Origin of the sequence: Bradyrhizobium uaiense (genome assembly GCF_010811875.1) — a bacterium.
Lineage (GTDB): Bacteria > Pseudomonadota > Alphaproteobacteria > Rhizobiales > Xanthobacteraceae > Bradyrhizobium > Bradyrhizobium uaiense.
The window spans coordinates 1-11,845 of the sequence record NZ_VKHP01000268.1 but is presented as its reverse complement, the minus strand read 5'-3'; the positions used below and the strand labels follow the sequence as shown (position 1 = coordinate 11,845).

The following is an 11,845-nucleotide window of genomic DNA, read 5'->3' as shown; positions in this document are numbered from 1 at the left end:
CGATGGTGCCCGACAGCGCGATCGGCCCGTCGAACCACTGCCGCGTCTCCGACACGAACGGGAACGGCGACAGCGTACCGGCATGACCGCCGGCGCCGGCCGCGACCAGGATCAGGCCGTCGGCGCCCTTCTCGATCGCCTTGTGCGCGAACTTCTGATTGATCACGTCGTGGAACACGATGCCGCCCCAGCCGTGGACGGCCTGGTTGAGCTCCTCGCGCGCACCGAGCGAGGAAATGATCATCGGCACCTTGTGCTTCTCGCAAAGCGCCATGTCGTGATCGAGCCGGTTGTTCGACTTGTGCACGATCTGGTTCACCGCGAACGGCGCCGACGGCCGCTCCGGGTGCGCCTTGTCGTAGGCGGCGAGCTCTTCCTTGATCCGGTACAGCCATTCGTCGAGCAGCTCCGGCGGCCGCGCGTTGAGCGACGGAAACGAGCCGACCACGCCGGCCTTGCACTGGGCGATGACGAGGTCGGGCACGGAGATGATGAACAGCGGCGCCCCGATCACGGGAAGAGACAGGCGGCCCTTGAACAGAGCAGGCATGGACATTGGCGGCGGATCCTTAAGGGTTGGTCGATTGGTTGCTGACCGTCATACCAACAAGGCAATCTTTCCAGTGTCAAGTATTGCGTTTTGGCGCTGCAAAAAGGATGACAAAACCTCATCCGGACATCGTGTTTTCCGCGAGCATCTGGCATCCCAGACGCAAGTTTCGCCGCTGCTATTGGCAGACCGCCCGTGTCACGAAATTTTCCGTCTTGCAGTCGTTCGGGCCGCGCTTGTGGCCGGGCAAATAGACCAGCGGCGAGCATTTCTCGGCGGCGTCGGTGTCGATGCCCTTGCCTTCCTTGAAGCCCTTGCTCTGGCACAGCCGGTCGGCGCCGGTCTTGCAATCCGGCGCACCGTTCGAGGCCACCACGCAAGCCGCGCGCCCGGTCACCACCGTCGAGGGGCGCACCATGTTCGACAGGTCGTCGAGGGTCTCGCCGGGGCTCTTCAGCGGCGGCAGCACCGACTTCGACTTTTCGAACAGTTTTCCGATTTCGTTGATCAGCCCGGGATTGTCACGCTCGACCGGCGCAGGCGGCAACTCGATCTGCTGCTGGGGCTCGACAGGCTGCTGTGCCGGCGACTGCACGCCGAGCGCGGGCGGCGCGGCCTGGCCCCAGCCGCGATCGAGGGTCGCCATCGACATCGACAGCGCAAGCCCCGCCAGCGCAACGCGCGCCTTCGCGAGCGTGAGCCTGGCGAGGGTGAGCCCGGCAGGATTGAGCAGATCCTCGATTCCGTGAGCCATCGCAGCGAGCGTAACCCGAAGCCGGGCGCAGGCAAAGCCGCGGAGGATTAGATCAGCTTGAATGCGACAACAAAGCCCAGCACCAGCACGACCGCACCGATCGCGACCCACAGGCCGAGCCGCTTCTCGAGCTCGGCGCGGATGACGTCGCCATAGCGGTTGAGCAGCACCGCGACGAAGAAGAAGCGGCCGCCGCGTGCGACGATCGAGCACAGGATGAACAGCCAGATGTTGTAGCCGGCAAAGCCCGACGTGATGGTCACGAGCTTGTAGGGGATCGGCGTCAGTCCCTTCACCAGGATGATCACGGCACCCCACTCGGCATAGGAGGCGCGGAACGCGTCGACCTTGTCGGAGAGGCCGTAGAGATGGATCAGCCACTGCCCGAGCGAGTCGTAGAGCAGCGCGCCGATCGCATAGCCGAGCACGCCGCCGGCGACGGACGCGACGGTGCAGACGGCCGCGAACCACCAGGCCCGCTTCGGCCGCGCCAGCGACATCGGCAACAGCATGATGTCGGGAGGGATCGGGAAGAAGGAGCTCTCAGCGAAGGCGACGGCCGCGAGAATCCACAGTGCGTAGGGCTTGTCGGCCGCGTCGACGCACCAGTCGTAAATCCGTTTCAACATGGGCGCGATGAACCATCATGGAGGGGATTTGTCCATGCCAGGATTGGGCCGAATAGGGTCGATTTTCAACGATATCGGATCGCCACAGCGAGCCAACCTCTCTGACCGTCATCCTGAGGAGCCGCGAAGCGGCGTCTCGAAGGATGAATCGGCCACCAGCCGGGCCGTGCATCCTTCGAGACGCGCGCAAGAGCGCGCTCCTCCAGCGACAAAGGCGAAGCCTTTGCGCGGGGATGACGGGGCATGGGGCGTTCCAGCCTTTCTTGTTGGGTTTACGGCTGCCGTTTGCGCAGCCGGTTCTCCAGCGCGACAATTCGACGCCGAACCACCGGGACCGCCGCGGTCTTGGAAAGGCTCTTGGAGACCTTGACCGGCGACTTCGGCAGCTTCTCGGCGATCCCGAGCAGCCGCTCGCGCCGCTCCATCTCGCGCCAGACATCCTCCGGCGTCACGCCGGCCGAGGCCCAGAGCACCGTCAGATTGTAGAGCAGGTCCGCACTTTCGCGGACCACGGCGTCCGGCTTGCCGCTGATGGCATCGATCACGACCTCGACCGCTTCCTCGGCGAGCTTCTTGGCCATCTTGGCCGGCCCGCGCTGGAACAGCCGTGCCGTGCGCGACGTCGCCGGATCAAGATCCTTGGCCGCGATCACCGCCTCGTAAAGCCGCTCGATCGAATCACTCATCCTTCGAGCCTAATCGAAACGCCTCGCCAGCGTGTTAACGGCACAATTGAAAAATCCACCGGCCTTGCAGCCGGTGGATTCGATGTTTTGTGACAGTTCTGAGAACTGCCGACGTGTGTCAGTACGGCGTGTAGGGCAGCTGCGAGCGACGCCCGTAATAGCCGTGATAACCATAGTACGGCCCACCGCCGTAATAGACCGGGCCACCACCATAATAGGCGGGACCACCGTAGTAGCCCGGACCACCGTCGTAGTAGCCATAGGAGTCGTAGTAGTCGCGGCGGTTCTGGGCTGCGGCAATCGCGAGACCCGTGCCGACGATCCCGGCGAACACGGCCGCAGCAGCCGCGCCACCACCGCCACCATGATAGTAACGACGGCGCGCGCTGATGTCGGTCGCGTCGCTCGTACCGTGCGATGAGGTCACGGCGGACGCCTTGCCCGCTGCGGCTGAGCCCGCGAACGCCATCGTCGGCTCGACGGCCGTCAACGCCACCGCGGCAACCGTTGCCAATGTGGCTGCGCGGCCAATAGACGAAAAAACACCTTTTCGCGCAAACATTGCAGTCATCCTTTGTGGAAGCCGGCCCGTTAGGCCCTGGTTAGCTAACCACCGCCTCTAGATTAGGTTTCCCAAACCGAACGCAAGCTGAACAACCGTTAGGTGAAAGCAGGTCAAACCTTCGGCAGTCATCGGCCGTTCACCTTGGTCGAGGCAAAATGCAGCAAATAACGCTTGAAATTCACGCTTGAACTGCAGCTTTCCTTGGCGCATTCGATGATGTGAAACAGGCGCAGCCGGCGCGGCACTTTGTCTCGCCTCCCGGATGTCATGATGCAGGTAGGTCGGACCACCGTTCTCCGCTGGATATTGGCCGGCATGATCGGCCTCTCGGGCGGCGTGTGGCCGGTCGTTGCGCCGCTGCGCGCCGGCGATGCGCCGCAGCCGCTCACCATCCAGTTCACGCTCGATCGTCCGCTCGATGCGGCCGCGGCACCCTTTGTGATGGCGTCGACCGGCGGCCTGTTCAGCGCCGAGGGCCTCAGCGTCGGCACCAACGTCGCCACCAGCTCGGCGGACGCCATCGCGCGCGTCGCCGACGGCTCGAGCGATTTCGCGCTCGTCGACATCAACTCGCTGATCCGCTTCCGCGACGAGCCTGGTGCCGCCCCCGTCAAGGCCGCGTTCGTGCTGTTCAACCAGGCGCCCTATGCGATCATTGCCCGCAAGAGCCGCGGCATCAACGTGCTGACCGATATCCAGGGCAAGAACCTCGGCGTCGCCGAGGGCGACCTCTCGATCCGGCTGTGGCCCGCGGTCGCCAAGCAGAACGGCATCAAGCTGTCGAGCGTGAAGCAGAACACGATCAGCGCCGCGGTGCGCGAGCCGATGCTCTCGGCCGGCCAGGTCGATGCCGTCACCGGCTTCTCCTATCTTTCGGCGATCAATCTGCGCGATCGCGGCGTGCCTGCCGATGATCTTGCGGTGCTGCGTTTCGCCGACTATGGCTGCGAAGCCTATGGCTTTGCCGTGATCGTCAGCCCTCGCCTTGCGGCAGCGAAGCCGGACGCGGTCAAAGGGTTCGTGCGCGCGGTGATCGGCGGCACCAGCCTCGCCGTCAAGGACCCGGCCCGCGCGGCGAGCGAGGTGGCGAGCCGGATGGATGGCGGTTCGCGCGATCTGGAGCTCGAGCGGCTAGGCGCCATCATCCGCGACAACATCCTGACCGCCGAGGTGAAACGCAACGGCATCGGCGGTATCAACCCGGCCCGCTTCGAGCGCTCGGTCGAGCAGCTCGCGGAGGATTTCAAATTCCAGAAGCGGCCGCACGCCGCCGACATCTTCGACGACGAGTTCCTGCCGCCGATCGATGGCCGGCTGGTGAATTGAGGCTAGCCCACTTCGTCGTCATGCCCGGGCTCGTCCCGGGCATCCACGTTTTCATCGCCGCTCGCAAGAAAGTTTTCATCGCCGCTCGCAAGAAAGACGTGGATGGCCGGGACAAGCCCGGCCATGACGTAGCGTGATGCATCGTCGCCCCGCTGGCCCTCGCTGGCGAACCCTGATTAGATCGTATCCCGCCTGATCGGGCGCCCACCGCTTACGAGTCCCGCCGGCATGTCCATGCTTCGCCTCTACACCCGCGTCCTCGAACTGCTCGGCAAGGAGGCGCGGCTCGGCTGGATCCTCGCCGTCGCCAACATGCTGCTGGCCGCCGCGCAATTCGCCGAGCCGGTGCTGTTCGGCAAGATCGTCGACGTGCTGTCGGGCCGGCCAGTGAGCGGCGTGTTCGCGACCTCCTCGGCTTGGCCGCTGCTGGTGGCCTGGGCGGCGTTCGGCCTGTTCACGATCGGCTGCAGCGCGATCGTCGCGCTACAGGCCGACCGGCTGGCGCACCGCCAGCGCCAGGCGGTGCTGACAGGTTATTTCGAGCACATCCTGCAGCTGCCGCTGACCTTCCACTCCGGCACCCATTCCGGGCGGCTGATGAAGGTGATGCTGAACGGCACCGATGCGCTGTGGCGGCTCTGGCTCGGCTTCTTCCGCGAGCACTTCGCCGCGATCATGTCGCTGATCGTGCTGCTGCCGCTGGCGCTCTACATCAACTGGCGGCTGGCGATCCTGCTGTTCGCGCTTTGCGTGGTGTTCACGGTGCTGACCACGCTGGTGGTGCGCAAGACCTACGGCATGCAGAGCGAGGTCGAGGCCTATTACAGCGACCTCTCGGCGCGCGCCTCGGACGCGCTCGGCAACGTCGCGCTGGTGCAGAGCTTCGTGCGGATCGATTCCGAGGTGCAGGGCCTGCGCTATGTCGCCGACAAGCTGCTCGCGGTGCAGATGCCGGTGCTGTCATGGTGGGCGCTGGTCACCGTGATCACGCGCGCCTCGACCACGATCACGGTGCTCGCGATCTTCACTGTCGGCATCGCGCTCCACAATGAGGGCCTCACCACGGTCGGCGAGATCGTGATGTTCGTCTCGTTCGCCACCATGCTGATCCAGAAGCTCGAACAGGTGGTGAGCTTCATCAACAACGTGTTCATGGAAGCGCCGCGCCTGCAGGAATTCTTCGACGTGCTCGATGCGGTGCCGGCGGTGCGCGACCGGCCCGGCGCGATCGATCCCGGCCGGCTGTCGGGCCTCGTCGAGTTCAACGACGTCTCGTTCTCCTATGACGGCAAGCGGCCGGCGATCGAGGATCTCTCCTTCACCGCGTTGCCCGGCCAGACCATCGCGCTGGTCGGCTCGACCGGCGCGGGCAAGTCCACCGCGATCGCGCTGCTGCATCGCGCGTTCGACCCGCAATCCGGCATCATCAAGATCGACGGCATGGACATCCGCGCGATGAAGCTGACGGCGCTGCGGCGGAACATCGGCGTGGTGTTCCAGGAGGCGCTGCTGTTCAACCGCTCGCTCGCCGACAATCTGCGCGTCGGCAAGCCCGATGCAACCGACGAGGAACTGCGCACCGCCGCGGCGCGCGCGCAGGCGCTGGATTTCATCGAGCGCAGCGACAAGAAATTCGAGACCCATGCCGGCGAGCGCGGCCGCATGCTCTCCGGCGGCGAACGGCAGCGGCTGTCGATCGCGCGTGCGCTGCTCAAGGATCCGCCGATCCTGATCCTCGACGAGGCGACCAGCGCGCTCGACGCGGTCACCGAGGCCAAGGTGAATGCTGCTCTCGACGAAGTGATGAAGGGCCGCACCACCTTTGTGATCGCGCACCGCCTCTCGACCATCCGTCACGCCACCCGCATCCTGCTGTTCGACCAGGGACGGGTGATCGAAAGCGGAACTTTCGATGAACTGGTGGCAAAAGGCGGGCGTTTTGCCGATCTCGCGCGTGCCCAGTTCATGGTCCAGGAGCAGGCGCACGCCGGCATCGAGACACCATAATTCTCCCCTTTCCAATTGAGGCGGCTGCCGAAATTCAGCCGATTTCGTCCACGATATAATCGGCCGGCCTCTGTTCTCTGCTGGCAAGCCGGTATAGGGTTTGCATCGCCGCAATGCGGCGCCGGACACGCTTGAAACCCGTACGTCACATCGCAAGACCTCCTTCTCTTGAAGGCGGGTCTCAAAGGACCGGAACCGGATTCGTGCATTTTCCTCGCTCGCTGTTGCGCCCGTCACTGAAATCGATTCTGGCCGTCGCGATGCTCGTCGTCGCAGCGCCCCAGATGGCGCGGGCCGAAGCGCTGCTGGTGGTCGAGGCCGATTCCGGAAAGGTGCTGCAGGCCGACAATGCGACGATGCCGTGGTATCCGGCTTCGCTCAGCAAGCTGATGACGGCCTATGTGACGCTGAAGGCAGTCAAGGACGGCCGCGTCTCGCTCGACACGCTGCTCACGGTGTCGCCGACCGCGTCATCGCAATCGCCGTCGAAGATGGGCTTCCGGCCCGGCACCCAGGTCACCGTCGACAATGCGCTGAAGATGATGTTGGTGAAGTCCGCCAACGACATGGCCGTGGTGCTGGCCGAGGGCGTCGGCGGTTCGATCGACGGCTTTGCCGGGATGATGAACCAGACCGCGCAAAAGCTCGGCATGACGCAGACGAGCTACGTCAACCCGAACGGCCTGCCCGCCGACGGCCAGATCACCTCGGCGCGCGACATGGCGATCCTCGCCCGCGCCATCATCCGCGACCTGCCGGAATACGAGTATTTCGTCCACATCCCGTCGATCCGCTTCGGCCGCCGCATCACCCAGAACTTCAACAAGCTGATCGGCCGCTATCCCGGCGCCGACGGCTTCAAGACCGGCTTCATCTGCGCCTCCGGCTACAATCTCGTGGCGTCGGCGACGCGCGACGGCAAGCGGCTGATCGCCGTGGTGCTCGGCGCCTCCTCGGGCCGGATGCGCGCGATCCGCGCCGCGCAGCTCCTGGATCGCGCCTTTGCCAATAACGGGCTGGCGTGGCTGCGGCCCTCGCTCGGCACCGTCGACAATCTGGTGCCGATCGATTCCACGCCGCCGAACCTGCGCGAGGAGATGTGCGGCGCCAAGCACAAGCGGCCCGCCAGCGACGAGGACGGCGAAGACACCATCGCCAGCGCCGGGGGCTCCGGCACCAACGGCGACAGCGGCGTGAGCTTCTTCGCTTCGGGCCTGCAGGCCGCGATGCCGACAAAGCCGGCCGACATGCTGGCGCAGCCAGCGGCAGCGTCCGAACCGGTCGTGGTTTATACGGGCCCGACCAAGACCGGCGCTGCATTGATCGCCGCGGTCGATGCCGACACCGAGAAGACGCAGCCGGTCAAGCGCGCCAAGGGCAAGCACGGCCGGGTCGCAGGCAAGAAGCCGGATACGGCAGACGACGCGAAGGGTGGCACCAAGAGCGCCGCCAAGTCCGACAGCAAGTCAGACAGCAAGCCGGCGGCCAAGCCCGTGCGCCACGCCAACGCCAAGCCGGATGCCGCAGCTGCGAAGCCGGCCTCTGACAAGCCGGCCACGGCAAAGCCTGCCGGCAAGCCGGCGGCGGCAAAGCCTGCTGCGAAGCCGAAAGCTGCCGACAAGCCGAAAGCCGACGCCAAGCCGAAAGCCGACGCCAAGCCGGCCGGCTAGCGGCGCGTCACCCCCTCCGATCTCCCAATGCGTCGACAGCGCGCAGCGGCTTGCCATTGGCCGCGGCATCGCTCAATACTGCCCGAAATACCGCGACCAAGAATAATACGACCCAGGGTCGAGAAACCCGGAAGCAATCCGGGACATCAGCCAAATTTGAGAGAGGGAAAGACCATTATGGAGCGCATCTGGCTCAAGCATTATCCGGCCGGCGTGCCCGCCGACATCGACGTCACGCAGTATTCGTCGCTGGTCGAATTGCTGGAAGAGAGCTTCAAGAAATTCGCCGATCGCAAGGCGTTCATCTGCATGGACAAGGCGATCACCTATCGCGAGCTCGACGAGATGTCGACGGCGCTCGGCGCCTATCTGCAGAGCAAGGGCCTGCAAAAGGGCGCGCGGGTCGCGCTGATGATGCCGAACGTTCTGCAATATCCGGTCGCGACCGCCGCCGTGCTGCGCGCCGGCTATGCCGTGGTCAACGTCAATCCGCTCTACACGCCGCGCGAGCTCGAGCACCAGCTCAAGGATTCCGGCGCGGAGGCGATCATCGTGCTGGAGAACTTTGCCACCACCGTGCAGAAGGTGCTGCCGAACACCGCCGTGAAGCAGGTGATCGTCGGCAGCATGGGCGATCTGCTCGGCCTCAAGGGCGTGATCGTCAATCTGGTGGTGCGCCGGGTGAAGAAGATGGTGCCGGCCTGGTCGATATCAGGCGCTGTTACGTTCAACGAGGCGCTGTCGGCCGGCCGCTCCGCCAGGCTCAACAAGCCGAAGTTGACGCTCGATGACGTCGCCTTCCTGCAATATACCGGCGGCACCACGGGCGTCTCCAAGGGCGCGACCCTGCTCCATCGCAACATCCTGGCCAACGTGCTGCAGAACGATGCCTGGCTTCAGCCGGCGCTGGCGAAGCCGCCGATCGTCGAACAGATGGTCATCGTCTGTGCACTGCCGCTCTATCACGTCTTCGCGCTCACGGCGTGCTATCTGCTCGGCATGCGGGCCGGCGGCACCAATCTGCTGATTCCGAATCCGCGCGACATGGCGGGCTTCGTCAAGGAACTGTCGAAGTACCAGGTCAGCTTCTTCCCGGCGGTCAACACCCTCTACAATGGCCTGCTGAACACGCCCGGCTTCGACAAGCTCGACTTCTCCAAGCTGAAGATCGCCAATGGCGGCGGCATGGCAACGCAAAGGTCTGTCGCCGAGAAGTGGTTGAAGGTCACGGGCATCTCACTGTCGGAAGGCTATGGCCTGTCGGAGACGTCGCCGACCCTGACGTGCAATCCTGCCACGATCGAGGAGTTCTCCGGGACGATCGGCCTTCCCGTCCCGTCGACCTGGCTCTCGATTCGCGACGACGACGGCAACGAGTTGCCGCTCGGCGAAGCCGGCGAGATCTGCGCCAAGGGTCCGCAGGTGATGTCAGGCTACTGGAACAGGCCGGACGAGACCGCGCGCGTGATGACGGCGGACGGCTACTTCCGCACCGGCGACATCGGCGTGATGGACGAGAAGGGCTATACCAAGATCGTCGACCGCAAGAAGGACATGATCCTGGTCTCCGGCTTCAACGTCTATCCGAACGAGATCGAGGAAGTGATCGCGAGCCATCCCGGCGTGCTGGAATGCGCCGTGATCGGCGTGCCCGATGCGAAGTCCGGCGAGGCGGTGAAGGCCTTCGTGGTCAAGAAGGACCCGAACGTCACGGCGGAGGACATCATCAAGTTCAGCGCCACCCAGCTCACCGCCTACAAGGTGCCGAAGCAGATCGAGTTCAGGACCGATTTGCCGAAGACCAATGTCGGCAAGATCCTGCGCCGCGAGCTGCGCGACGAGAAGAAGGCTGCGGCCTAGAGCGTGAGTGACCAGCGTTTCGCGTTGCCTGCCGACGTCATCGCGTTCTGGCGAGAAGCCGGCCGCGACCGCTGGTACAAGCACGACGACGCCTTCGATGCCGAGATCCGCAGCCGCTTCCTCGCCACCTGGCAGAAGGCGGCTGCCGGCGAGTTATCGTCCTGGGAGGCGAGCGACGACGGCGCGCTGGCGCTGACCATCGTGCTCGATCAGTTTCCGCGAAACCTGTTTCGAGGCGACGCCAGGACCTTTTCAAGCGATGCGCTGGCGCGTGACGTGGCAAGGCGCGCCATCGACCGTGGCGTCGATGCGCGGACCGACCCGCTGCTGCGCGAATTCCTCTATCTGCCGTTCGAGCATTCAGAGAACCTCGACGACCAGCAGCGCTGCGTGACGCTGTTCGGGCAATATGACTGCCATCCCGACAATTTGAAATACGCCGAGGACCACGCCGACATCATCCGCCGGTTCGGCCGCTTCCCGCACCGTAGCCATCTCCTGGGCCGGGAAACGACCGCCGAGGAGCGGGCCTTCCTCGACGCCGGCGGGTTTTCCGGCTGATGACGGAACGGTGACTGGAGCCTTTTCCGTTCGGATTGCATCGGAACGGGCTCCAGATTCTTGTTTTGACGCGCTTTCTTCACGCGAACCGGTACCCACTTCGCTCGAAAACGCTCTAACCTACGGCATTGCCGTTCCCGCAGCAGGTCGTATTGTGCCGCTCAACCGCCGGGTCTAAGACAATTCCGCTTCACCGAGGGAGAACGACGATGACGATCAATGTTGGCGACAAGCTGCCGGAAACCAAGTTTCGCGTGATGACCGCCGAGGGTCCGCAGGTCAAAACCACCGACGACATTTTCAAGGGCAAGAAGGTCGCCCTGTTCGCGGTGCCCGGCGCCTACACCGGCACCTGCCACAAGATGCATCTGCCGAGCATCTTCCTCAACGCCTATGCCCTGAAGAACAAGGGCATCGACACCATCGCGATCGTGTCGGTCAACGACGCCTTCGTGATGAACGCCTGGAAGCGCGACACCGACCAGCGCGACGAGGCCGTCTTCCTGGCCGACGGCAATGCCGACTTCACCAAAGCGATCGGCATGGAGCTCGACGCGTCCGGCAACGGCCTCGGCATCCGCTCCCACCGCTACTCGATGCTGGTCGAGGACGGCGTGGTGAAGAAGCTCAACAAGGAGCCGGCTCCGGGCAAGGTCGAGGTTTCCGGCGGCGACACGCTGCTCGGGCAGCTCTGATTAACTGCGGCTTCTTCCCTTCTCCCATCGAAGTCGGATTTATCCGACTTCGACAAGTCAGGGATACCCAAGTCGGGTAAACCCGACTTGGGGTGGGAGAAGGTGGCGCGGATGCAATCCGCGCCGGATGAGGGGTCTCCATCCGCGGAGACAGACCCCTCACCCGTCCGCGATGCTGCGCATCGCGTCCACCCTCTCCCACAAGGGGAGAGGGTCAGACCGCCGAACTCTCAATTATCGTAGGATGGGTCGAGCGCCGTGTTGCCATAGGGCACCGGCTCGCGCGCCTAGCTCTTCAACCTCGCCATCGCGACGCCTTCGCGCGCCAGCTCATCGGCACGTTCGTTCTCGGCGTGGCCGGCATGGCCCTTGATCCAGTGCCAGCGCACCTCATGCGGCTTCAGCGCGGCGTCGAGGCGCTGGAAGCCCTGAAGAAGCCCTGCGTGGTCGACCTCACCACCGACAGCCAGTACGTCCGCCAGGGCATCACCGGCTGGATCCATGGCTGGAAGCGCAACGGCTGGCGCACCGCCGACAAGAAG

12 protein-coding genes and 2 pseudogenes are annotated in these 11,845 nt (G+C 64.6%); 7 read left to right on the top strand and 7 right to left on the bottom strand.

Going from position 1 to position 11,845, the window contains the following annotated elements; genetic code table 11:
- The 5 genes from FNJ47_RS39375 to FNJ47_RS39355 form a co-directional block, all read right to left on the bottom strand.
- Positions 1-556, bottom strand: a 556-nt coding sequence (locus FNJ47_RS39375) for an NAD(P)H-dependent flavin oxidoreductase (protein ID WP_430649458.1), incomplete at its 3' end; no start/stop codon positions are given.
- A gap of 172 nt (positions 557-728) precedes the next feature.
- Entirely contained in the window at positions 729-1,304 is a 576-nt protein-coding gene (locus tag FNJ47_RS39370) for a hypothetical protein (protein ID WP_163161301.1), read from the bottom strand.
- Between the two features lie 47 nt (positions 1,305-1,351).
- Positions 1,352-1,933: a YqaA family protein gene (locus FNJ47_RS39365; RefSeq protein WP_163161299.1), complete on the bottom strand. Its 582-nt coding sequence runs from the start codon at positions 1,931-1,933 to the stop codon at positions 1,352-1,354.
- A 272-nt stretch (positions 1,934-2,205) separates the two neighbouring features.
- Complete coding sequence (hisE, locus tag FNJ47_RS39360; RefSeq protein ID WP_163161297.1) at positions 2,206-2,619, bottom strand: phosphoribosyl-ATP diphosphatase; 414 nt, start codon at positions 2,617-2,619, stop codon at positions 2,206-2,208.
- Positions 2,620-2,737: 118 nt separating this feature from the next.
- Complete coding sequence (locus tag FNJ47_RS39355; protein ID WP_163161295.1) at positions 2,738-3,181, bottom strand: hypothetical protein; 444 nt, start codon at positions 3,179-3,181, stop codon at positions 2,738-2,740.
- A 273-nt stretch (positions 3,182-3,454) separates the two neighbouring features.
- Here FNJ47_RS39355 and FNJ47_RS39350 point away from each other — a divergent pair, with 273 nt between their 5' ends.
- A complete protein-coding gene (locus tag FNJ47_RS39350; RefSeq protein ID WP_163161293.1) occupies positions 3,455-4,510 on the top strand; it encodes an ABC transporter substrate-binding protein in 1,056 nt (351 codons plus the stop codon).
- 2 nt (positions 4,511-4,512) lie between these two features.
- Here the strand turns inward: FNJ47_RS39350 and FNJ47_RS53380 are convergent, their stop codons facing one another.
- Positions 4,513-4,635, bottom strand: coding sequence for a hypothetical protein (locus tag FNJ47_RS53380; protein ID WP_283811348.1), 123 nt, complete (start codon positions 4,633-4,635; stop codon positions 4,513-4,515).
- A gap of 103 nt (positions 4,636-4,738) precedes the next feature.
- Here FNJ47_RS53380 and FNJ47_RS39345 point away from each other — a divergent pair, with 103 nt between their 5' ends.
- The 5 genes from FNJ47_RS39345 to FNJ47_RS39325 all read left to right on the top strand — a co-directional run bounded on the left by FNJ47_RS39345 (position 4,739) and on the right by FNJ47_RS39325 (position 11,303).
- Entirely contained in the window at positions 4,739-6,517 is a 1,779-nt protein-coding gene (locus FNJ47_RS39345) for a glucan ABC transporter ATP-binding protein/ permease (protein ID WP_163161291.1), read from the top strand.
- Between the two features lie 203 nt (positions 6,518-6,720).
- Positions 6,721-8,187: a serine hydrolase gene (locus tag FNJ47_RS39340; protein ID WP_163161289.1), complete on the top strand. Its 1,467-nt coding sequence runs from the start codon at positions 6,721-6,723 to the stop codon at positions 8,185-8,187.
- A 177-nt stretch (positions 8,188-8,364) separates the two neighbouring features.
- Positions 8,365-10,047, top strand: coding sequence for a long-chain fatty acid--CoA ligase (locus FNJ47_RS39335; protein WP_163161287.1), 1,683 nt, complete (start codon positions 8,365-8,367; stop codon positions 10,045-10,047).
- Positions 10,048-10,050: 3 nt separating this feature from the next.
- On the top strand, positions 10,051-10,608 hold the full coding sequence (locus FNJ47_RS39330; protein WP_163161285.1) for a DUF924 family protein: 558 nt from the start codon (positions 10,051-10,053) through the stop codon (positions 10,606-10,608).
- A 209-nt stretch (positions 10,609-10,817) separates the two neighbouring features.
- Positions 10,818-11,303 (top strand): peroxiredoxin, encoded by a 486-nt coding sequence (locus tag FNJ47_RS39325; protein WP_021076412.1) that lies wholly within the window; start codon positions 10,818-10,820, stop codon positions 11,301-11,303.
- Positions 11,304-11,590: 287 nt separating this feature from the next.
- Here FNJ47_RS39325 and FNJ47_RS39320 read toward each other — a convergent pair.
- Positions 11,591-11,728: pseudogene (locus FNJ47_RS39320) on the bottom strand (RNase H family protein); the annotation flags it as partial.
- On the opposite strand from FNJ47_RS39320, the pseudogene FNJ47_RS39315 reads away from it, so the two are divergent.
- Positions 11,717-11,845: pseudogene (locus tag FNJ47_RS39315) on the top strand (RNase H family protein); the annotation flags it as partial. The pseudogenes FNJ47_RS39320 and FNJ47_RS39315 sit on opposite strands and share 12 nt — an antisense overlap.